General features: G+C 40.1%; 21 protein-coding genes. 13 read left to right on the forward strand and 8 right to left on the reverse strand.

What is annotated here, in order from left to right:
- Positions 1-40: 40 nt before the first annotated feature.
- Together AAEY68_RS17340 and AAEY68_RS17345 are read right to left on the reverse strand one after the other, a co-directional pair.
- Entirely contained in the window at positions 41-1,435 is a 1,395-nt protein-coding gene (locus AAEY68_RS17340) for a DEAD/DEAH box helicase (RefSeq protein ID WP_350586549.1), read from the reverse strand.
- Positions 1,436-1,635: 200 nt separating this feature from the next.
- Positions 1,636-2,475 carry an isopenicillin N synthase family dioxygenase gene (locus AAEY68_RS17345; RefSeq protein WP_007586986.1) on the reverse strand — a complete coding sequence of 280 codons (840 nt, stop codon included), beginning with the start codon at positions 2,473-2,475 and terminating at the stop codon, positions 1,636-1,638.
- Positions 2,476-3,003: 528 nt separating this feature from the next.
- Between AAEY68_RS17345 and AAEY68_RS17350 the strand changes: the two genes are divergently transcribed.
- On the forward strand, positions 3,004-4,206 hold the full coding sequence (locus tag AAEY68_RS17350) for a bifunctional alpha/beta hydrolase/OsmC family protein (protein ID WP_350586551.1): 1,203 nt from the start codon (positions 3,004-3,006) through the stop codon (positions 4,204-4,206).
- Between the two features lie 60 nt (positions 4,207-4,266).
- Here the strand turns inward: AAEY68_RS17350 and AAEY68_RS17355 are convergent, their stop codons facing one another.
- Both AAEY68_RS17355 and AAEY68_RS17360 read right to left on the reverse strand, forming a co-directional pair.
- Complete coding sequence (locus AAEY68_RS17355) at positions 4,267-4,785, reverse strand: hypothetical protein (RefSeq protein ID WP_197184202.1); 519 nt, start codon at positions 4,783-4,785, stop codon at positions 4,267-4,269.
- Positions 4,786-4,797: 12 nt separating this feature from the next.
- Positions 4,798-5,568 carry an alpha/beta hydrolase gene (locus AAEY68_RS17360; RefSeq protein ID WP_350586553.1) on the reverse strand — a complete coding sequence of 257 codons (771 nt, stop codon included), beginning with the start codon at positions 5,566-5,568 and terminating at the stop codon, positions 4,798-4,800.
- 129 nt (positions 5,569-5,697) lie between these two features.
- Between AAEY68_RS17360 and AAEY68_RS17365 the strand changes: the two genes are divergently transcribed.
- On the forward strand, positions 5,698-6,021 hold the full coding sequence (locus AAEY68_RS17365) for a hypothetical protein (RefSeq protein WP_007586981.1): 324 nt from the start codon (positions 5,698-5,700) through the stop codon (positions 6,019-6,021).
- Positions 6,022-6,093: 72 nt separating this feature from the next.
- On the opposite strand, the gene AAEY68_RS17370 is transcribed toward AAEY68_RS17365, so the two are convergent.
- The 3 genes from AAEY68_RS17370 to aspS form a co-directional block, all read right to left on the reverse strand.
- The gene (locus tag AAEY68_RS17370; RefSeq protein WP_101163162.1) at positions 6,094-6,690 is read right to left on the reverse strand and encodes a pentapeptide repeat-containing protein; all 597 of its coding nucleotides are present in this window, start codon (positions 6,688-6,690) and stop codon (positions 6,094-6,096) included.
- A 16-nt stretch (positions 6,691-6,706) separates the two neighbouring features.
- On the reverse strand, positions 6,707-6,937 hold the full coding sequence (locus tag AAEY68_RS17375; protein ID WP_007586979.1) for a hypothetical protein: 231 nt from the start codon (positions 6,935-6,937) through the stop codon (positions 6,707-6,709).
- 118 nt (positions 6,938-7,055) lie between these two features.
- Positions 7,056-8,834: an aspartate--tRNA ligase gene (gene aspS / locus AAEY68_RS17380; RefSeq protein WP_350586555.1), complete on the reverse strand. Its 1,779-nt coding sequence runs from the start codon at positions 8,832-8,834 to the stop codon at positions 7,056-7,058.
- 247 nt (positions 8,835-9,081) lie between these two features.
- Between aspS and AAEY68_RS17385 the strand changes: the two genes are divergently transcribed.
- The 6 genes from AAEY68_RS17385 to AAEY68_RS17410 all read left to right on the forward strand — a co-directional run bounded on the left by AAEY68_RS17385 (position 9,082) and on the right by AAEY68_RS17410 (position 15,680).
- A complete protein-coding gene (locus tag AAEY68_RS17385) occupies positions 9,082-9,930 on the forward strand; it encodes a DUF72 domain-containing protein (protein WP_350586557.1) in 849 nt (282 codons plus the stop codon).
- A 24-nt stretch (positions 9,931-9,954) separates the two neighbouring features.
- Positions 9,955-10,455, forward strand: coding sequence for a M48 metallopeptidase family protein (locus AAEY68_RS17390; protein WP_007586965.1), 501 nt, complete (start codon positions 9,955-9,957; stop codon positions 10,453-10,455).
- 230 nt (positions 10,456-10,685) lie between these two features.
- Positions 10,686-12,860, forward strand: a complete 2,175-nt coding sequence (locus AAEY68_RS17395) for a YbhB/YbcL family Raf kinase inhibitor-like protein (RefSeq protein WP_350586559.1) — start codon at positions 10,686-10,688, stop codon at positions 12,858-12,860.
- 69 nt (positions 12,861-12,929) lie between these two features.
- The gene (locus tag AAEY68_RS17400; protein ID WP_350586561.1) at positions 12,930-13,418 is read left to right on the forward strand and encodes a hypothetical protein; all 489 of its coding nucleotides are present in this window, start codon (positions 12,930-12,932) and stop codon (positions 13,416-13,418) included.
- Positions 13,419-13,534: 116 nt separating this feature from the next.
- Positions 13,535-14,998 carry an ATP-binding protein gene (locus AAEY68_RS17405; RefSeq protein ID WP_502935712.1) on the forward strand — a complete coding sequence of 488 codons (1,464 nt, stop codon included), beginning with the start codon at positions 13,535-13,537 and terminating at the stop codon, positions 14,996-14,998.
- 4 nt (positions 14,999-15,002) lie between these two features.
- A complete protein-coding gene (locus AAEY68_RS17410; protein ID WP_350586565.1) occupies positions 15,003-15,680 on the forward strand; it encodes a response regulator in 678 nt (225 codons plus the stop codon).
- Between the two features lie 152 nt (positions 15,681-15,832).
- Here the strand turns inward: AAEY68_RS17410 and AAEY68_RS17415 are convergent, their stop codons facing one another.
- Positions 15,833-16,519, reverse strand: coding sequence for a DUF3334 family protein (locus AAEY68_RS17415; RefSeq protein ID WP_007586957.1), 687 nt, complete (start codon positions 16,517-16,519; stop codon positions 15,833-15,835).
- Between the two features lie 116 nt (positions 16,520-16,635).
- On the opposite strand from AAEY68_RS17415, the gene cmoA reads away from it, so the two are divergent.
- The 5 genes from cmoA to AAEY68_RS17440 all read left to right on the forward strand — a co-directional run bounded on the left by cmoA (position 16,636) and on the right by AAEY68_RS17440 (position 20,983).
- Positions 16,636-17,361 carry a carboxy-S-adenosyl-L-methionine synthase CmoA gene (gene cmoA / locus AAEY68_RS17420; protein WP_007378000.1) on the forward strand — a complete coding sequence of 242 codons (726 nt, stop codon included), beginning with the start codon at positions 16,636-16,638 and terminating at the stop codon, positions 17,359-17,361.
- Positions 17,362-17,373: 12 nt separating this feature from the next.
- Positions 17,374-18,342 carry a tRNA 5-methoxyuridine(34)/uridine 5-oxyacetic acid(34) synthase CmoB gene (cmoB, locus tag AAEY68_RS17425; protein WP_350586566.1) on the forward strand — a complete coding sequence of 323 codons (969 nt, stop codon included), beginning with the start codon at positions 17,374-17,376 and terminating at the stop codon, positions 18,340-18,342.
- A 190-nt stretch (positions 18,343-18,532) separates the two neighbouring features.
- On the forward strand, positions 18,533-19,585 hold the full coding sequence (purM, locus tag AAEY68_RS17430) for a phosphoribosylformylglycinamidine cyclo-ligase (protein WP_002959993.1): 1,053 nt from the start codon (positions 18,533-18,535) through the stop codon (positions 19,583-19,585).
- Entirely contained in the window at positions 19,585-20,232 is a 648-nt protein-coding gene (gene purN / locus AAEY68_RS17435) for a phosphoribosylglycinamide formyltransferase (protein WP_002959994.1), read from the forward strand. Before purM ends, purN begins: the two co-directional genes overlap by 1 nt.
- 16 nt (positions 20,233-20,248) lie before the next feature.
- Positions 20,249-20,983, forward strand: coding sequence for a DUF3108 domain-containing protein (locus AAEY68_RS17440; RefSeq protein ID WP_350586571.1), 735 nt, complete (start codon positions 20,249-20,251; stop codon positions 20,981-20,983).
- Positions 20,984-21,042 lie beyond the last annotated feature (59 nt).

Here is a 21,042-nt window from a genome sequence, read left to right on the forward strand (position 1 = left end):
TTCTAAATTAATTAAACGCCAATATAATCATTAACAATGATTAATCGTTACTTGTGCGACGACGGCGCTGGCCATTACCGCCAACAGATTCACGCTTTGCCCATGGGTTTTGCGCATTATCATCTGTTTTAGCTGCTGGCTTTTTAGAACCACCACGACGAGGGCCGGTACCATTACCACCATTGTTCGGCTTTTTACTGTTAGGCTTGCTGCTATCAGATTTAGGCTTATTAAAAGGCTGCTTTTTCTTAGGCTTTTTAGACGGCAGTGGGCGAGCATCTAATGCGCGCTCTGCTACTGGGTTAATAGGCTCAAAACCGTCTTCTTCAGCACGTGGGATAAGCTCACCAATAAAGCGCTCAATACCGTATAAATCAACAGCATCTTCTGTTGTTACAAACGAAATCGCATGACCCGACGCACCGGCACGGCCTGTACGGCCAATACGGTGAACGTAATCTTCATATACATTTGGTAAGTCGTAGTTAACAACATGCGGTAATTCAACAATGTCTAAACCACGTGCAACAATGTCTGTTGCTACTAGTACGCGTACTTCACCACTTTTAAAACCATCAAGTGCTTTAACACGTGCGCCTTGTGATTTATTACCATGGATAGCCGCGCCTACAATGTCATCGCGCTCTAGTTGTTTAACTAAGCGGTTAGCACCGTGCTTTGTGCGGCTAAACACTAATACTTGTTGCCAATCGTTAGTGCGAATCAAGTGGCTTAGCAATGCTGTTTTACGTGTTTTATCTACCGCATAAACACACTGAGTAACACTTTTTGCAGTAGTATTTTTTGCAGCAACTGAAATTTCAACAGGGTCATTAATTAACCCTTTTGCTAATGCACGAATTTCGTCAGAAAATGTAGCCGAAAACATCAAGTTTTGACGTTTAGCAGGCATTTTAGCAATTAAGCGTTTAATGTCATGAATAAAGCCCATGTCTAACATGCGGTCAGCTTCATCGAGTACAAGCACTTCAACGCTATCAAATTTAACTGCATTTTGATTATGTAAGTCGATTAAACGACCCGGCGTTGCTACTAAAATATCAACACCTTTACGAAGACGCTGCATTTGTGGGTTAATTTTAACGCCACCGTAAACTACAAATGAGCTCACATCCGAATGCTTAGCGTACTCTTCAACGTTTTCGCTTACTTGCAAAGCAAGCTCACGTGTAGGCGTTAAAATAAGTGCACGTACGTGGTTACTTTTAGCTTTAGGGCCTGACGACAAACGCTCAATAAGTGGTAATGTAAAACCCGCTGTTTTACCTGTACCTGTTTGCGCTGCTGCCATAACATCACGGCGTTCAATAATTGCAGGAATTGCTTGAGCCTGAATCGGCGTTGGCGTTTCATAGCCCTTTTCTAAAACCGCATTAACCAAAGACTGTGATAAACCTAAACCTTCAAAACTCATATAAACTCTCTTTTAAATTAGGCTACATTAGCCAGTTGCGCGCATTATACCTGTAGTAGCTAAGAATGCATGCCATTATTTACGTTGCGAGCAATTGAGCATAGCTTAATAAAATTAAACCTGTGCTCAAGTTGCTTAAAAATGCAAAAAACGGCCATAAGCCGTTTTATATTTATACTCAATTACTCTAAGTATAAGAGTTACTTAACACCTAACTCACGCAGGCGTTCTTGCAAGTAGCTATCTGCCGTGTAGCGCTCTGAAAGCACAACATCTGGATGCGGGTGTAAAAATAACGGTAGTGAAATACGCGATTTAGTAGATGCTTTACCCGTTGGGTTAATTACACGGTGAATTGTCGATGGGAAATACCCGCCCGACGCTTCTTGTAACATGTCGCCGATATTAATAATTAAGCTGCCAAAATCACATGGCACGTCTAACCAGCCGCCATCTGTTTTTTGAACTTGTAAACCAGGCTCATTAGAAGCTGGTAATACAGTCAATAAGTTAATATCGCCATGGGCTGCTGCGCGAATAGCACCTGGCTCTTCATCACCCGTCATAGGCGGATAATGTAGGATACGTAACAATGTTTGCTCAGAGCCTGCAATCATGTCTTTTAAATCAATCGAAAACTTAGCACGTACATCAGCCGGAGATTCAGCCTGAACCCAGCTTAACAATGTGCCAGCAAATTCACTTGCTAAACGGTAGTATTCACGTACATCAGCTTCAAGCTCTGCAGGAACGCGACCTTTAGGGTACACATGGAAGTACTCTTTAATGTCTTTTATTGTAAAGCCTTTCGCTACTTCAGATACTGAAGGCGGAAAGTAACCGTCTTGAGTGTCTTTAGAGAATAAAAAGTCGTGCTTTTGCTCTGAGTTAAAAAAGTCTTGCCAATTTTTGTAAATAGACTCAACTAAAGACTGTGGGATTGGGTGGTTTTTTAAAACGCCAAATCCAGTATTTCTTAACGATTCAACAAATTGTGCAGCCGCATCGGGAGCTTTATAATCAACAGTAGGTAATTGCATTGTACGTTCCAGTGAATAGGTTGTGTGAAGTGAGTTGCTTTTAATAGTGCTAAATTACTTATATAAAGTAGCAAAGCCTTCATTATAGCGCTATGCGAGGATAGACAAATGACCTCAAAAACATAAGGACATATGTCCGCAAAGCATAGTCACCGCCACTTGGCTTGATCAAGATCAACTTATAAAAAAACGTTGAATTTGCAAGGTTTAGTGCTTATATATGGTCTACTAGGGCGTGCTGACCTTTGGTGGGTGAATTTGTAGCAGACTGTTTGGTATTTAAGCAAGGCAGAGCCTGTGATGTGTGGTTGTTCCCCATAAATAGGCGATAACGCAGCATAAATGCCAAACATGCGCTACCCTTTGGGTTCTTTCTAGGGACGATTAACTCTTTGTTGCTCGGTTTTTACTTAGTCCACTAGGTTACAAACCTCGCGCCGCGATTAAATCGCCCCTAGATTGAACAAATTTCAATCCACAACGGTCAACACGCCCTAATATATTTTATTTGTGTAAATAAGGCTCCCCATGCGACAAAAAGTATCTTTTAAAAGCGGCGATTTAGAACTTGCCGGCCAACTTGAACTTCCCTCTGGTGACGTTAAGTTTTACGCGCTATTTGCACACTGCTTTACCTGCGGTAAAGACATTGCAGCAGCCACTCGTATTAGCCGAGCTTTAACACAACAAGGCATTGCCGTACTACGTTTCGACTTTACCGGTTTAGGTAATAGCGATGGCGACTTTGCTAACAGTAACTTTTCATCAAACATTCAAGATTTAGTATCTGCGGCAAATCATTTACGTGAGCATTTTGCGGCGCCGCAACTACTCATTGGCCACAGTTTAGGCGGGGCTGCCGTTCTTGCTGCTGCGGAGCATATTCCTGAAGTATCGGCTATTACAACCATTGGTGCACCGTCAGATGCGCAGCACGTAGCGCATAATTTTAAAGCACACCTTGATGAAATTAACGCAGCAGGTGAAGCTAAAGTAAACTTAGCCGGCCGTGAATTTACCATTAAAAAGCAATTTATTGACGATATAGCCAAGTACGATAAAAGCCACATAAGTAAACTTAAGCGCGCATTATTAGTAATGCACTCCCCTATTGATGCGACGGTAAATATTAGTGAAGCTGAAAAAATTTATGCATCAGCCAAGCATCCTAAAAGCTTTATTAGCCTAGATAACGCCGATCACCTTTTAACAAATAAAAACGATGCCGACTACGCAGCACAAATAATTGCAACGTGGGCAAACCGTTATGTTAAGTACGACAAAACTAAATACACGGCAAGTTTAACGGGTGGCAATGTACTCGTTGAAGAAAAAGACCATGTATTTACTCAGCACGTAAGTACAAAAGATCATACTTGGCTTGCAGATGAGCCAATAAAAGTAGGTGGTAAAAACTTAGGTCCTGATCCCTATCATCACTTATTAGCGGGGCTTGGTGCCTGTACGGCCATGACACTGCGTATGTACGCTACACGTAAAAACTTACCACTGGAGCATGTAAAAGTAGAGCTTGATCACACTCGCGATTACAACAAAGATTGCGACGATTGTGAGCAAACAGGTAACCTTGAAGCAATTACCCGTAAAATCACCTTACGTGGCGACTTAACTGAGCCACAGCGCCAGCGTTTACTCGAAATAGCCGACAAATGCCCTGTACATAAAACACTGCATAACAACCCGGTTATTGTAAGTGAACTGGTAGAGTAACTACCATAAAATTAATATAGCGCAGCTAACACTGCGCTATGCTTTTAAATATAAGATTGATTAAAATTTATTAAAAAATTGTATAGCTTCAATATTAACCAAAGCTGTAGGATCACACGTATACTCAAATTCTTCCATCTGCTCAGTACTGTGCTTATTCGGTGATGAGAGAATTGCGGACTCTGGGGCATAAGCTTTTAAGAGAACACCTCCTGATTCAATTGCGTTTAGACCACTACCAAACATCTCTGCAACACTTTGCAAAGGAGTCCAACAGAAACCAATCTTATTTTGATCATATAAAAATTGGCACTCACCACGATATAGTACCAATGCTTTCCCGGTGTATTTTGGAAGAGTCAACTTTAAGACACTGAGTAAGAGTTTATCATTTGAAAGCTTACGCCTTAATTGCCCTCCGTTCTCAGTCCAAATAAGATGAACTTTATCTTTTTTAATATGTAACTCGTCATATGATCTTAATATAAATTTAAAAGCTTCTGTCCAAATTGAACCTTTGAGATCACAAGTATAAATGCCAGTTACAAATTTACGGCCTACTTGCTCATATAATTCCATTGTTACTCGTTCCTAAAGCTTATTAGTATCTAAAAACGCCCCTACTTCTTTACTCATTCTATCCACCAGCCATTTTGGTCCACCATCGTACATATCGTTATGGCGCGATTTTTCTATTAGTGTTTGTGTAACAGGAAACGCATCCAGCTCTGAATCGTTTAACAACACATTCGCATCAGCTGGGTAATCACTACCCCGTAGAGTAAGTACGCGAATGCTTTTATTGCGCGGGATCAACATGCGGCGATGATCGAGCGTAATAATAGTGCTAACTTCGTTTGGATAAATAGAGCCATATAATGCGGAAATATCCCCGCCATTAGAATGCCCAAATAAGGTGAGCTTTGTAAAATCATACGCTGGGTATTTACTCGATAGCTCATTAACTAAAAACTTAAGCGTCACTACGCCACGGTGCCAGTTTTCCATGCGAGTGGTTAAGTAAGGTTGCTCACGATTAAGGTCAGGGTCAGTTTTTAATTTATGTGCAACGGCTACTGTTAAATATCCACGCTGACTAAACGCATTACTAACAAACGTGTATTCGTTATGGCTAATCCCGTAGCCCGCATTAATAAACGCTACAGAGCATTTTACTTGAGCTGTACACTTAGCATTGTTACTTGGCAATGTAATATTGATAGGAATAGTGCGATTGCGGCTTTCATCGGTTATAACGCCATCGTTTGCATAGCTTGTTGCGCCTATTACTGATGTGCTTATAACTGATGTACTTAGAGCTAGTGCGCTTAATATAAAAAGCTTTTTAAGTGTTTTTTGCATATTTAAACTTATATAAATTATTGTTTTTAATTAAAAATAACTTTTACTTTATAGCTTTGCGTTCTCTATTGTCAAACTATGCGATAATAGCCGCCATTGTTTAAATATATTTAGTAAAAGATCCAATAAATGAAATCATACAATAGCATTCAAGAACGTATAGAAATTTTAGAAGACAAACTAACCGAGATACATGACGAAATCGAAACCTTAAAAGCACCTGCTAAAAACAACAATGAACGTATTATTTTTAAGTTTATTGAAACAGGCAGCACAGGTAAAACGAAGGATTTTGTTCGTGAGTTAGGTATTAAATCACCACGTGACGGTTTGTTTTCATCAGGTGACGTTACAAAACTAATTAAAGATGGCGCTGAAGATATTTCACCTGCGTTATTAGAAATCGCAAGACAGCTTGCCAGTGCACGTAATAAAAATGGCCCAAGCCGTTAATTACACAGTCACGCAGTATCTAGAAGCCCAGCCAAGCTGTCGCTTCTAGATATGTAATCATATTAAACTAAATTAATCACATAGTTCTATATTAAGGCTGGTAAGCAAATTAAGTGCTTCGAAGCGATCAAACTTAGCATTCGCTAAAATATTATTATTCAAATCTATATTAAACGCTGTAGCACCTACAAAATCACATTTTGTTAAGTTAGTTTGAAAAAACTCACTATCGCGAAAATCTGTTCCTGTAAATTCACTACCGCTTAAATCAGCGTGTCTAAAATCAACATTTTTGGCAAAGCAGTGTGTTAGTTTGAGGGCTTTGAGAGTTAATTCAAAAAAAGAACTATTACTGAGCTCACAATAATTAAAACTCACCGGTGCGTTAATACTAAGCGCTGGCCAATCTACATCAGCCCATTGCAAACTATTTAATTTACAGTGGCTAAAACTTACATTTTCAAGCGAACTGTAGTTCCATTTTAGTGACGATAAATTACAGTTTTTAAAACTACATTCTATAAATCGGCAATTTTTAAACTGCCCGCCTGAAAAGTCGCAATCGATAAATATACACTCTTCAAACTCAGAGTTTTCAGTTAGCTGCTCTGCGTACTGCAAAGCATTAAATTGCTCATCAAAATACTGGTTATTATTACTTAACAACACAACTCACCTATTAAATTTAACCCGTGTAGCCATTACTTTTAGGTAAATCTTTTTTAAGCGCAAGCACTGCAATAAAAATCAAAGCAAATAGTGGAAATAGCGCTAAACAGCCACCTACAAAAGCTAAAACACCTGGCATAGTACTTTTACGCTTACCTATTTTGTAGCTAATTACAGCAAAAATAGGAATACACAGCACAATAATAAAAACTAAAAACTCACCAAATAAGGTTGCATTGATCGACATAATAATTCCTTTTCATCTGTTCGTTTAAAACACACTCTGCTATAAATTTAACCATAAAAAAACCCTTAAGCATATAACTTAAGGGTTTTTAAATTTAGCTCAAAAAAGCGAAACAAGATTACTCTTCGTTAGGTATCGCTTTTTCTACAACACTTATTGCAAGTTCAGCTAACGAATCAAGGTTAGGTTTGCTTGGCGCGTTGGTTAATAAACACGACGCTTGTGTTGTTTTAGGGAAAGCAATAACGTCACGAATGTTATCGGTACCACATAAAAGCATTGCTAAACGGTCAAGACCAAATGCTAAACCTGCATGTGGTGGTGTGCCGTATTTAAGTGCATCAAGTAAAAAGCCAAACTTGTCTTGTTGCTCTTGCTCGTTAATACCTAAAATTCTAAATGCAGTTTCTTGCATATCTGCATTATGAATACGTACCGAACCGCCACCCACTTCGTAGCCGTTTAATACCATGTCGTAGGCATCTGAAATAGCAGCTGCTGGGTTTGCTTCAAGCTCACAGGCGTTAATGTCTTTTGGTGCAGTGAATGGATGATGTACAGCATGTAATGTGCCTTCGTCATCTTCTTCAAACATTGGGAAGTCTACAACCCAAAGTGGTGCCCAGCTATTAAGGTTAGTAATTTCTAAATCAACACCAATCTTAACGCGCAGTGCGCCCATTGCTTCATTTACTGTGTTGCGCTTATCGGCACCAAATAAAATGATATCGCCAGACTGTGCATTAGTACGCTCAAGTAATTTAGTGATTACGTCTTCGCTTAAAAACTTAGCTACTGGTGATTGAACACCCTCAGCGCCTGCAGTGTGGTCGTTTACTTTCATCCACGCCATGCCTTTAGCGCCGTAAATACCAATAAACTTAGTGTAATCGTCAAGCTGTTTACGAGAAAGCTTAGCGCCACCCGGTACAGTTAACACAGCAACGCGACCTTTTTCGTCGTTAGCCGGACCTGAGAAAACATTAAACTCTACGTCTTTAACTAAATCTGCAACATCAACCAATTTCATTGGGTTACGTAAATCTGGCTTATCAGAACCGTAAAGGCTCATTGCCTCGCTGTAAGGCATGATTGGAAAATCGCCTAAATCAACGTTTAGCAATGTTTGCCACATCTCGCGGATCATTTTTTCAGTCATACCACGTACTTGATCAGAGCTCATGAACGAGGTTTCTATATCTATTTGGGTAAATTCTGGTTGGCGATCGGCGCGTAAATCTTCATCACGGAAACATTTAACAATTTGGTAGTAACGGTCAAAACCCGACATCATCAACAATTGCTTAAACAACTGTGGTGACTGTGGTAAAGCGTAAAAACTACCTTTGTGAACGCGGCTTGGTACTAAATAATCGCGCGCACCTTCTGGCGTTGCTTTAGTAAGTACAGGTGTTTCGATGTCTAAAAAGCCGTTTTCATCTAAAAAGCGACGAACAAAGCTGCTTGCTTTAGCACGTAATTTAATACGGTCACTCATTTCTAGACGACGTAGGTCTAGGTAGCGGTATTTTAAACGACGCTCTTCAGAGTTTACTTGGTTAAAATCAAGCGGTAATGGCTCTGAGCGGTTAATAATATTAAGCTCTTTACCTAAAATTTCGATCTCCCCTGTTGCCATGTCTTTATTTACTTGGCTGTCTGGGCGTGCGCGAACAATACCTTTTAACTGAACACAAAATTCTTGACGAAGTGTGTTAGCCGAACTCATTAACTCTTCAATGTCAGAGTCGAATACAACTTGTACTAAACCTTCTCTATCGCGTAAATCGACAAAGATAAGTCCACCAAGGTCACGTCGTTTGTTGATCCAGCCACATAGTTCAACTTCTTGATCTACGTGAGTTTTATTTAGCTGTCCGCAATATATAGAGCGCATAGTTTTCCTGTCAGATAAAAGGCTTAAACGGCTAAACTTATTTGTTTTAAGGCGTGTGATTTAAAAAACAGGTCACCACAATACAAATAAAGCCGCTAGCAATCTAAAAATAATCAAATTAAGCCCTGCATTATACTCAACTAACATTAAGATGCTAGGGCGTGTGCCGCTTTTGCCCTTGAATTTACAGCAGCTCGTTTTGTTATTTGGTACACTATCGCCACTTTATAATAAGGCGCTAGTTTGTATGTTATATATTGGATGCCCTCAGTGGTCGAGCAACGCATGGAAAGGCAATTTATTTTCAAGCCAATGTAAAAACGCCGATATGCTTAGCCAATACGCACAACATTTTAATTCTGTTGAAGGCAATACCAGCTTTTACGCTGATCCTTCGCCAAGCACCGTATTGCGTTGGGTAAACAGCGTACCTGACGATTTTAAATTTACTTTTAAGTTTAATCGTCGCTTTAGCCACGAGCTGCACCTAACTAATGTTCAAACCGAGCTTACTGATTGGCTTAACTTGTTCTCCCCTATTTTAGAAAAAACCGGGCAAATCATGCTGCAATTACCTAAAGCATTTGGTCCTGGTGACTTACCCAAACTCGCACAATTTATTAGCCTATTACCAAAAGAGGTTAATTACGGTGTAGAGGTACGTCATACTGCGTTTTTTCAAAAGGGCAAAGCCGAAATAGCGCTTAATCAGTTATTAATGGCAAATAACATAAATCGCATATCGATGGATACTCGCGCCCTATTTGCGGTAAAACCAACCACCGAAGCGCTAATAGATGCACAGCAAAAAAAGCCGCATTTACCCGTGCATGCCATTGCTACAAGCACGCAACCCATGGCGCGCTTTGTTATCGCCGATTTACAAAACGACTATAAACCCTTTTATAAACCGTGGCTGAGTAAAGTAAAACAATGGCTTGATGAAGGAAAAACGCCCTATGTGTTTTTTCATACGGCAGATAACCGAGAAGCGCCATTATTAGCAAGGCAGTTTTGTAAAGACCTTGGTTATAATCACAAAGCATTAAACCCATTCACTGGCGAAAAAGAAGCCCACCAGCAAGCACTTTTTTAAAAGTAAAACGACAGAGAAATAATAATGAGTGAATACGCACGTTACTTTACCGGTTACCCAGCTAACATTGTTGAGCAAGTATTAAGCCTTATAAATAACAAAAAGGTATGTGACTACTTACTTAAAAAGTATCCGCAAGCACACACTATTACCAGCGATAAACTACTTTATAGCTATGCAACCGAGCTTAAAAAACAATATTTAAAAAATGCGCCACCATTTGGGCGCGCTGCTTTTAAAAAGCAAGGCGATATGGTCACCAATGCACTCGGTACACATACGTATCGAATGCAAGGTAAAACCCGTAAGCACGATTTAGCGATAAACAGCGACTTGCTCCGCGCTCCCGAGCCGTTATTAAAAGCGTTAGTGGTACATGAGCTCGCCCACTTTAAAGAAAAAGACCATAACAAAGGCTTTTATCAACTTTGCTGTCATATGGAACCGAGTTACCACCAGCTAGAGTTAGATCTAAGAATTTTTTGTGTGGTAGTGGCGATGGGTGAAAATCCTTATTTAAAATAAAGGTTTTACCGTTGTTTAACTGAGTGAAAATAACGCCCATGCTTAAGTTAATATTTCCTTCCATAACCAAGCGTTCATACCCAGTCTTTTATCCCCGTAAGCAACTCACAACTTAACGCCTGCCCTTAATAAAAACAAAAAAGTTTAAAACTACATAATTGCCCTACATTTGAGAACTACACTCTTAATAGCTAATTCTTTCTATGTACTCTTAATCTTTGGAGTTTTAAATGATGAAAAATACCTATGCCTTTTTACTCAGTGCACTGTGCTGTGTAACCTTAAGTGCCTGCAACGAGCAAAACAGCCAATCACTTGAACAATCAAGCCTCAATGATTTTACTCTAACAAGCTCAAAGGTAAGCGATGGCGGTAACTTGCCTATTACTTATACGTGCGATGGGCAAAGCATTAGCCCTCCACTTAACTGGAGCGGTGCACCTAACACAACCAAATATTATGCGTTAATTATGGATCATAAAGCGCCAGAGGGAATGCATTGGTATTGGACCATGTACAATATTGCCGCCGATAAAACACAAATTAAAGCAGGCGAAACTCTCGGTGAAGTAGGCTCTAATAGCGTAAACGATTTAAACCAATACGCGCCACCTTGCTCTAAAGGCCCGGGTGAAAAAAGCTATACTTATACTGTGTACGCATTATCTGCACCGGTTACCTTTAATAGCGATACAAAAGTAGATCGCTCAGCATTACTCGCCGCTGTAAAAGATATTACTCTCGATACTGCAAGTATGACGGTCAAATACTCGCGAAGCGCCAGTAGCGCCGGGCACAAACCGGATTCAAAACCAAAGCCAAACGAGCAACCAAAGCCTGATAAATCATATTTAACCGCTAACGTAAAATCACCTCGTTGTGATGCTATTACACAATCAGTAAGTAATGCAGGGTTTGATCAAAGCGTATCTGTTACGTGCGATGAACAATATGCTTATATTGCCTCATCTACTTATCCTGATCATGACGTAATGACTGGTATTACAGGTACTAACGAGCAAATACCCGTTCCAGCTAAAGACTACGCCGCACCTATAAAACTAAACCCTAAAAAAGCAAAAACAATTACAACAATTGATGCAGCCGTAGGTGTTGCCGTTAATGGCGTACCAATATACGACTATTCTTCGCAAGGTGAACTGGACGTAAATAGCTACGATGAAAAACACGACACTTTAGCACTCGGACAGTTAGATATATGTGGCGGACACGCAGGACGAGGTGATGACTACCATTATCATGTATCGCCAACGTGTATGATTGACACAATGAAAAACCAATCAAGCGATGCCATTATTGGTTGGGCTTACGATGGTTACCCGCTGTATGGCAGTAAAAACCCAGACGGCAGTGCAATTGCCAAAGGTGACCTTGATGTATGTAACGGACAAACCGACGACACATTTGGTTATCGCTACCAAACATCAGCTACACCGCCGTATATTATTCAGTGCTTAGTAGGTGAAGTAGATACCGCAAAATTACCAAGAGTGTCACCACTTAGTGGCGATACTCAAGGTATAAGAGCCGATCTGCGCCCGCCACAAGGAGGCGTTGAAAACTTAACGCACGCAATCTCTGAAAATGGCAGCCGTACAATGAGCTATTCATACAAAGGTGAAAACTACTTTACTACCTACAGCCCTGCATCACAGGGAAAAGACTGCTATAGCTTTAAACAAAAAACCATCAGTAATGGTGGCAAGGTTCAAACAGGTACATTTTGTAGAGGCCCGCAGCCAAATCACCTTACTCCAACAGTCACTAAGCAAAATACAAATCCTGCCATTACAGGCAAGCATAACTTAAAGCTAGAAGCATGGGCTGATAACTGGTTTACAGCCTACATAGGCGAGCAGTTACTTGTTGAAGATTCGGTGCCTATAACCACAGAGCGCTCATTTAATGCACAAAGCATTACGTTTTCTGCAAACTACCCTATTGAGCTTAATTTAATAATTAAAGACTTTAAGCAAAACGACACTGGGCTTGAATACATCGGTGCTAAAAATCAGCAAATGGGTGATGGCGGTTTCATTATGCAACTTACCGACACCGATACAAATAAAGTAGTTGCCGTAAGCGATCAAAGCTTTAAATGCGAAATACTTCACAAAGCGCCGCTTAACAAATTATGCGAAAGCGAATCAAACCCTGTCGCAGGCGAAGGTGTTTGTACATTTATGTCAAAAGAAGCGCCAACTAACTGGCTGCAAAGTAACTTTGATAACGCAAACTGGGCTAATGCAGTAGAGCACAACTTTGCCGATGTAGGACCAAAAGACGGTTACGACGACATTAACTGGGATGAAAATGCAAAATTCATATGGGGCGAAGACTTAGAAACCGACAACACCCTTATTTGTAAAGCAACTATTGAGTAACCTCAATAAAAAAAAAGGTCAACCGCCTCAATAAAAGGTAGTAATTATGTATTTTTTTAAAAAATTAAAATGGCTAATGCTAGCGTGTATTTTAACAAGTATGAGCGCTCAAGTGAGCGCCCATACTTGTTAAAATACACAACAGCCCAAGTAATTTTAAGAGACGGGCAAGTTGAGGTTAAAGTATTAACTAATGCTGAGCATTTAATTTCAGCGCTGCAAAGCGAGCAAGCATGGCTTATGGGCGATATTGATAAGCTTATGCCTACAAACTTAAGTGCAGAGCAACAAGAAGAGTTTGTAAAAAATGCACTTAAACAAAAAACGAGCTTACGTGTAAATCAGCAAGTTATCGTGTTTGAACGCGTCGCTTTTACCACCAGCAACAACAACGAAGCGAACGACCTAGAAATTGTTTTTCAAGCGAAGCACACATTTACAACAGTAGATGATCTTGCTATATCGTTCCCTAAAAGTTTAGGTGCAGTACACGCAAGCTTTGTAAAACCACAATATAAGTTACTGGGTGCTGGCGATACCGCAAAAATAAAGTTCTAGTCCAAATATCAACATACCTAAAAAGCTTACTTAAAAAGGATTTTAGTAAGCAACTCCCTAAATACGCTAATTGTAGGCACATAATCAATATGCAATACTGCTTGGTACGTTAACACATGATTTTTACTATTTGCCAATCAGTGAAATTAATACATAAATTCTTTTTAGCTTTTTTTATCACTAATATCGCCCTTGTTGGACTTATGTTTGTGTTTATATACATGACCTTTTCGTCAGGGTTTAACGACTTTGTTGAACAAGAAGAAACAAAGCATGTCGCAATGGTTAAGCAGCAACTTATTGAGCTTTATAGCGAATTAGGCAGTTGGCAACCCATTACGCAAAACACGCAATTATGGCGCTCTATTGTGGAGCCGCAAAAAAAGCCAGGCGAACCTAAAACTAATAAACACACAAGCACCCCACCCAAACCAAATAGCAGTAAAGCAACGCCCTCTTTATTGTGGGTACACTTACCTGCGGGTTCCCTTAAAACAGGGCAACGTATAAGTTTATATGATCAAAATAAAAAAGTTGTTGTTGGTAGAACTAATTTAAATGATAACCCACATATAGAGCCTATTTTATTAAACAATAACGTTATAGGCTGGATAGGTTTAGTACCTTCAAAACTTGTGCAAAGTAGCCCAGCAAAAGCATTTTTAGCAGCGCAATTTCATAACTATTTTATGATCACATTACTCGTTATTGCGCTCGCATTTATTATGGCTATTGTGTTATCTCGCCATTTAATAAAACCAATAAAGCAAATAGTAACTGGCACCGATGAGTTAACAAACGGAAATTTTGCCAGCAGAATATCCTCCTCTAGTAAAGATGAGCTAGGTACCCTATCCAACAATTTTAACGCCTTAGCCCACACGCTTGAGCAAAACCAACAAATGCGATTTCAATGGGTGTCAGACACATCCCACGAATTAAGAACCCCACTTACCGTACTACGCTCGCATTTACTAGCCGTACAAGATGGCGTATTTACAGCCGATACAAAGCGCATTAATTTACTCATAAACCAAGTAGATAATTTAAGTCACATTGTTGACGACCTAGCTCAACTAGCACAAACAGATAGCGTTAATTTAACCTATAGCAATGCACGCATTGATTTAATAAACATTTTTGAGCAATCAATTGAAAACTACACCGCTCGCTTTAAAGAGCGTGAATTAAATGTAGACAGCAAAAGCTTAACCAAGGCCGGCAAATGTATAATAAATGGCGATAAAGAACGCCTTGTGCAATTATTTTCAAACCTGTTAGAAAATACCTGCAGATACACGCATAAAGGTGGGCAAGTAATAATACTTGCCAACAAAACACCCAATAATATTGAGCTTATTTTACAAGACTCAGCACCAAGTGTTTTACCAAACGACTTACAAAAATTGTTTGAGCGTTTTTATCGCGTTGAAAAATCTCGAAGCCGAGAGCACGGCGGCTCGGGCTTAGGGCTTGCGCTTTGCAAACAAATAGTAGAGGCACATGGCGGTCAAATATCGTTGTACAACTCACCACTTGGTGGGCTAGAAGTAAAAATAACGCTGACACTTTTAGGTTAAAATAATGGCATCACAAAAAATACTTATCGTTGAAGACGAAGAAAACATTGCAGAGGTACTTATTGCCTACGCTAAGCAACAAGATTACGAAACTGAGCACTTTAATAGTGGCAAAGGTGTAGTTAGTTTTGTAAAACAAAACGCTGTAGATTTAATACTTCTTGATTTAATGCTGCCAGATGTTGATGGCACAGAGCTATGTAAGCAAATTAGAGCATTTTCAAGTGTGCCTATTATTATGCTTACCGCAAAAAGTGAAGAAATATACCGCTTACGGGGTTTAGAGCTCGGCGCCGATGACTACATATGCAAACCCTTCAGCCCTAAAGAAGTTATAGCGCGCATAAAAGCCGTACTAAGAAGAACCAGCCAGCCTAAAACCAACATCATCAATCACAATAATTTCCAATTACACAAAGACGATTACGAAGCCCGCCTAAACGGCAAAAGTATTGGCTTTACCGCCGTCGAGTTTAAAATATTTTTATTATTTATAAGCCACGTAGGTCGTGTTTTTACCCGCGAAGATATTATTAATAACGTATACAGCGACACAACCGACATATCCGATCGCAACATTGATACACACATTAAAAATATACGAAAAAAGATTAACGACATTCAAGCAGGACTAAACCCAATAGCAGCGGTTTATAGTGTGGGTTATAAGTTTAAAGAGTAGGTTTACTTATTCAAATAAAGCTAACATGACGAAAAAGCGCGATATAAATCGCGCTTTTATTTTAATCACTAACCTGAGCACTCATAACTAAAGATTAATAGCAGAGCAAACGTTGGGTTTCGTTTCACTCAACCCAACCTACGTAAATAGACTTAAAGCCCTAAGCCTGCCATAAAGTCGTCATCGGCATCGTCTTGCTCTACTGCTGTAGATGCTTTTTCTTTATCCGCTTTTTTACGTGCTTCGTTTTCAATTATGTCATCTGGGTCTAGTGCTTCTGCAATATCAAAGTCGTGTAATTTAATAAACTCTGTTTTATCCATCGCTAATTCCAAGTAAAAGATATTTTGCTTACTTGTGGTGAATGTTACGCGGCGAGCTTGCGGGCGATCCATCGTGGTATCTACCGATATTTGCACTTGCTTGTTTATTGCCATCATTTTTGGCTGGTTTTGCGTAATCGAGGTATGTAATTGCTCGCGCACTTTAGACGTAAAGTCGCCAACAATTTGATTCATCAACTCGCCTAGTACGTTTGATACGTCGTCTGATAAATGGCTATGCGCTATTTCATCTTCTGGCATTCCCATGTTACGCATGTAATCGCCATAAATTTCCATCGCCGCTTGCGAAGTAAAGTTGGTAATTACAAGCCCTGTAAAACCGCCGTCAAATAAAACAAAGCAGCCAATATCTGGTCGCATACATGTACGTGTTATTTTTTGCACCATGGCTGAGTAACTAATACCATTACCGCTGGCTGATGTGAGTACGCCTGTCACTGAATGACAAAGGGTTGCTAATATATCGTCTGTGCTGATGACCTTACTTTTGCTCATTTAATCTTCTCTTTTATACTTATTATTCATAATTCTAGTCAAGCTACTGAATTTATCACTGACTATCCAGTATAAAATGTTAAAATAGCGCCATTATTTACAAAGAGACTGCCTTCGTGACCATAAAAGACAGTATTTATGCCTCTGAGCAACAAGTAAAAGATTTTAGCTTTGACCAAAATGTAGTCGAAGTTTTTCCAGATATGATCCAGCGCTCTGTCCCTGGCTACGCAACGATTGTCAGTACAATGGGTAAACTTGCCGGTGAATACGCACAAAGTAACTCAAATCTTTATGATTTAGGCTGCTCACTTGGCGCAGTAACACTTAGCATGCGACGAAATATTCGCACCGATAACTGCCATATAATAGCGGTAGATAATTCTCAAGCTATGGTTGAGCGTTGTAAGGTACATTTACAAGGCTTTAAATCAGATGTGCCTGTTACTGTTACTTTGGGCGATATTAACGAGCTTGAGATTCAAAATGCCTCAGTAGTAGCAATGAACTTTACGTTGCAGTTTATTCCACATGCGCAGCGCCAAGCTGTGCTGGAAAAAATATACGCTAATTTAAAACCTGGCGGCGTATTACTGTTAAGCGAAAAAATTAAAGCTGAAAACGAGCAATGCGACAATTTATTGATTGATTTGCACCACGACTTTAAACGACACAATGGTTACTCTGAGCTTGAAATAAGCCAAAAGCGTACCGCCATCGAAAACGTTATGCGCCCAGATACACTAAGCGCTCACTTTACTCGCTTACAAGATATTGGTTTTAGCCAAACTCAAGTGTGGTATCAATGTTTTAATTTTTGCTCAATGGTAGCAATTAAATAAAGAGAGTCATCCATGTCTCAATGGTTTAACCAATTTTACGCATCTATCGCACAAAGCCCACTTAGTCATTGGCTAGAAACCTTGCCTGCACAATTAAAACATTGGCAAAACGAGGCTAGCCACGGTGATTTACCTAAATGGCAAAAAGTACTTAAAAACTTACCAGAGGTGGCAACTTCGCACGTTGATATTTCTACTAAGGTAGAAATTGGCGCCCCAGGGGAGATGAGTGATGGCGAGCAAAAGCAAGCCATGCATTTATTAAAACGCATGATGCCATGGCGCAAAGGCCCATTTAGTGTGCACGGTATTGAAATAGACACAGAGTGGCGCAGTGATTGGAAGTGGGACAGACTCCTGCCTCATATTGAGCCATTAAAAGGTCGCACTGTTTTAGATATTGGTTGTGGTTCAGGTTATCATTTATGGCGTATGCGCGGTGAAGGCGCAGAGTTTGTAGTGGGTATTGATCCGTCTGATTTATTTTTATGTCAGTTTCAAGCAATTAAACACTACAATCCAGACGAAAACGTGCATTTACTGCCACTAGGCGTTGAAGCATTACCTGAGCTTAAAGCGTTTGATACGGTTTTTTCGATGGGCGTACTTTATCATCGTCGCTCACCTATCGACTTTTTAGCGCAGTTAAAGGCGCAGCTTCGCCCAGGCGGCGAACTTGTACTTGAAACGCTAGTAATTGAAGGTGATGAAAACACAGTATTAGTCCCTACCGACCGCTACGCTAAAATGCGCAACGTTTGGTTTATTCCAAGTACTGCAGCATTAAAACTGTGGATGGAACGCGTTGGCTTTAAAGATGTGCAAATAAAAGATTGCGCTATTACCACGCTTGAAGAGCAACGCAAAACCGATTGGATGGAAAACGAATCGTTAATCGACTTTTTAGATCCAAACGATACAGGTAAAACAATTGAAGGCTACCCCGCTCCACTTCGAGCCATATTAACCGCAAAAGCATAGCTGTTAATTTAACGCCTTTAATACTAAAAAAGCGCCTATGGGCGTTTTTTTGTTTATTTAAACAACAGACAGCGGACAAGTGTCCTTGTTAATTATTTCAAAATTACATTTGAGCTAGCCGCGACCTTGCAATTGTTGTAAAATACGCGCGTTTCTAAGCAACCCAAAACAACTATTTTGAGGAAAACCTGTGAGCGAACAAAAACAGTCTCTAAGCTATAAAGACGCGGGCGTAGATATCGACGCTGGTAATGCACTTGTTGAGCGTATTAAAGGCGTAGTTAAAAAAACTCGTCGTCCTGAAGTAATGGGCGGAATTGGTGGTTTTGGCGCACTTTGCGAAATTCCTGAAGGCTACAAGCAACCAGTATTAGTTGCAGGCACAGATGGCGTTGGTACTAAACTACGTTTAGCAATCGACTTAAAAAAACACGATACTGTTGGTATTGATTTAGTTGCAATGTGTGTAAACGACTTAATTGTTCAAGGTGCTGAACCCCTGTTTTTTCTAGATTACTATGCAACTGGTAAACTAGATGTAGACACAGCAGCTGACGTAGTTACAGGTATTGGCAAAGGTTGTGAAATTTCAGGTTGTGCCCTAATTGGTGGCGAAACAGCTGAAATGCCAGGTATGTATGATGGTGAAGACTACGACATGGCAGGCTTTTGTACCGGCGTTGTAGAAAAATCAAAAATTATTGATGGTACAAAAGTAGCAGCAGGCGATCAGCTTATTGCACTTGCTTCAAGTGGCCCTCATTCAAATGGCTTCTCTTTAATTCGTAAAGTACTTGAAGTGTCAAAAGCTGATACCAGCGCTGACTTTGAAGGTAAAACTTTAGGCGAAACCTTACTTGAGCCTACACGTATTTACGTAAAACCTTTACTTGAGTTATTCAAAAACGTTGACGTACATGCGCTTTCGCATATTACTGGCGGCGGTTTTTGGGAAAACATTCCACGCGTATTACCCGCTTCAGCAAAAGCTGTAGTTAAAGGTGATAGCTGGCAGTGGCCACCTATTTTTAACTGGTTACAAGAAAACGGTAATATTACTACGCACGAAATGTACCGTACATTTAACTGTGGTGTAGGTATGGTTTTAGTAGTCCCTGCAGACAAACTTGAGCAAAGCTTAACAATGCTAAAAGACTTGGGCGAAAATGCATGGCACCTTGGTGAAATTCAAGATGCAGCAGCTGGCGAAGAGCAAGTTGAAATTGTAGGTGGTGCTAAGTAATGGCACCGACTCGTCTGGTAGTTTTAATCTCAGGTAGTGGCTCTAATTTACAAGCCATCATAGATGCCTGCGAACGTGGCGAGATAAACGGGCATATAGCGGCTGTTATTAGTAATAAAGCAGACGCTTATGGCCTAGAGCGTGCAAAACAAGCAGGTATTGCTACAAAAGTGCTCAGTCATAAAGATTTTGACTCGCGCGAAGCGTACGATGCGCAATTAATGAACGTTATCGACTCTTTTATGCCAAATCTAGTTGTATTAGCTGGGTTTATGCGTATTCTTACTCCTGGCTTAGTGCAAAAATATGTTGGAAAAATGTTGAACATTCATCCATCTTTGTTGCCTAAGTATCAGGGGCTGAATACCCACCAAAGAGCAATTGATGCAAAAGACGATGTTCATGGCGTAAGTGTTCACTTTGTTACTGAAGAATTAGACGGCGGTCCCGTTATTCTTCAAGCGCAAATACCTGTACTCAAGGATGATACAGCAGAAACATTAGCAAAACGCGTGCATGAGCAAGAGCATATAATTTATCCTTTGGTGGTCAAGTGGTTCAGTGAACACAGACTTACTATGGAAGCAGATTATGCAGTTCTTGACAAAAAACAACTTCCTGCACACGGCGCGCACTACCCACAATAAAAAAATAAGTGCCCTGTTGTTATGTGCGGGCGCTTTACTTCCAACTAGCCTAATTGCAGGCGAATTGACCCAGTATCAAGCTAATTACGATATTTTACGCAAAGGTAAAAATCATGGTGAGGCTGTTCGTGAGCTCAAAAAAACGGGCGACGATACTTATGAACTTACATACCACAGCAATATTGAGTGGATGATTTTCTCTGACTCTCGTGAAGAAACATCAAAGTTTACTTTTAAAGATGGCAAGGTTACCCCGCATCATTACAACATGATTCGTACAGGGACAGGCCCAGATAAAGATTACAAAATTGATTTTGATACAACAAACAAAGTAGTGACTAGCAGCGCTAGTGAATACCCACTTAAATGCGAATGGACTGATGAATTTCAGGATGCTATTTCGTACCAAGTGCAAGTGCGCGAAGGATTGAAAAAAGGCGAAACAAGCTTTTCATTCCCCCTTATAGATAAAAAAGGTAACCGCCGCGACTACAACTTTGAAGTTGTTGAAAAAGAGATGATCTCCTTACCTATCGGTAATGTAGAAGCCATTAAAGTGAAGCGTTTATACGATAACGATAAACGCCAAGCAATTGCATGGTTCGCGCCAGAAATGGATTACATGCTGGTACGTATGTGGAAAGGCGAAAAAGGTATGGAGCAGTTTGAAGTTCAAATGAATTCATTTACTGTTACTGCGCCTACAGCTGTTGCGCCTGCTACAGCACAAAAACCTCAAGGAGCTAACTAAGTTTAATTAAACCAAAGTTAAGCTAGGACCTGTTGACCTTTCAGGATTAAAATTTGTTC

Origin of the sequence: Pseudoalteromonas sp. RB2-MNA-CIBAN-0110, assembly GCF_040309305.1 — a bacterium.
In the GTDB taxonomy this organism is placed as follows: Bacteria; Pseudomonadota; Gammaproteobacteria; order Enterobacterales; family Alteromonadaceae; genus Pseudoalteromonas; species Pseudoalteromonas arctica.

Excerpts from the sequence above, each read along its gene's own strand:
- AAEY68_RS17375 (WP_007586979.1), bottom strand. The coding sequence starts at position 6,937 with ATGTCGATCAATGCAACCTTATTTGGTGAGTTTTTAGTTTTTATTATT.
- purN (WP_002959994.1), top strand. The coding sequence starts at position 19,585 with ATGGCACCGACTCGTCTGGTAGTTTTAATCTCAGGTAGTGGCTCTAAT.
- AAEY68_RS17350 (WP_350586551.1), top strand. The coding sequence starts at position 3,004 with ATGCGACAAAAAGTATCTTTTAAAAGCGGCGATTTAGAACTTGCCGGC.
- AAEY68_RS17360 (WP_350586553.1), bottom strand. The coding sequence starts at position 5,568 with ATGCAAAAAACACTTAAAAAGCTTTTTATATTAAGCGCACTAGCTCTA.
- cmoB (WP_350586566.1), top strand. The coding sequence starts at position 17,374 with ATGTCTCAATGGTTTAACCAATTTTACGCATCTATCGCACAAAGCCCA.
- AAEY68_RS17345 (WP_007586986.1), bottom strand. The coding sequence starts at position 2,475 with ATGCAATTACCTACTGTTGATTATAAAGCTCCCGATGCGGCTGCACAA.
- AAEY68_RS17365 (WP_007586981.1), top strand. The coding sequence starts at position 5,698 with ATGAAATCATACAATAGCATTCAAGAACGTATAGAAATTTTAGAAGAC.
- AAEY68_RS17410 (WP_350586565.1), top strand. The coding sequence starts at position 15,003 with ATGGCATCACAAAAAATACTTATCGTTGAAGACGAAGAAAACATTGCA.
- AAEY68_RS17355 (WP_197184202.1), bottom strand. The coding sequence starts at position 4,785 with ATGGAATTATATGAGCAAGTAGGCCGTAAATTTGTAACTGGCATTTAT.
- AAEY68_RS17415 (WP_007586957.1), bottom strand. The coding sequence starts at position 16,519 with ATGAGCAAAAGTAAGGTCATCAGCACAGACGATATATTAGCAACCCTT.
- AAEY68_RS17405 (WP_502935712.1), top strand. The coding sequence starts at position 13,535 with ATGATTTTTACTATTTGCCAATCAGTGAAATTAATACATAAATTCTTT.
- AAEY68_RS17395 (WP_350586559.1), top strand. The coding sequence starts at position 10,686 with ATGATGAAAAATACCTATGCCTTTTTACTCAGTGCACTGTGCTGTGTA.
- AAEY68_RS17390 (WP_007586965.1), top strand. The coding sequence starts at position 9,955 with ATGAGTGAATACGCACGTTACTTTACCGGTTACCCAGCTAACATTGTT.
- AAEY68_RS17340 (WP_350586549.1), bottom strand. The coding sequence starts at position 1,435 with ATGAGTTTTGAAGGTTTAGGTTTATCACAGTCTTTGGTTAATGCGGTT.
- AAEY68_RS17385 (WP_350586557.1), top strand. The coding sequence starts at position 9,082 with ATGTTATATATTGGATGCCCTCAGTGGTCGAGCAACGCATGGAAAGGC.
- aspS (WP_350586555.1), bottom strand. The coding sequence starts at position 8,834 with ATGCGCTCTATATATTGCGGACAGCTAAATAAAACTCACGTAGATCAA.
- AAEY68_RS17400 (WP_350586561.1), top strand. The coding sequence starts at position 12,930 with ATGGCTAATGCTAGCGTGTATTTTAACAAGTATGAGCGCTCAAGTGAG.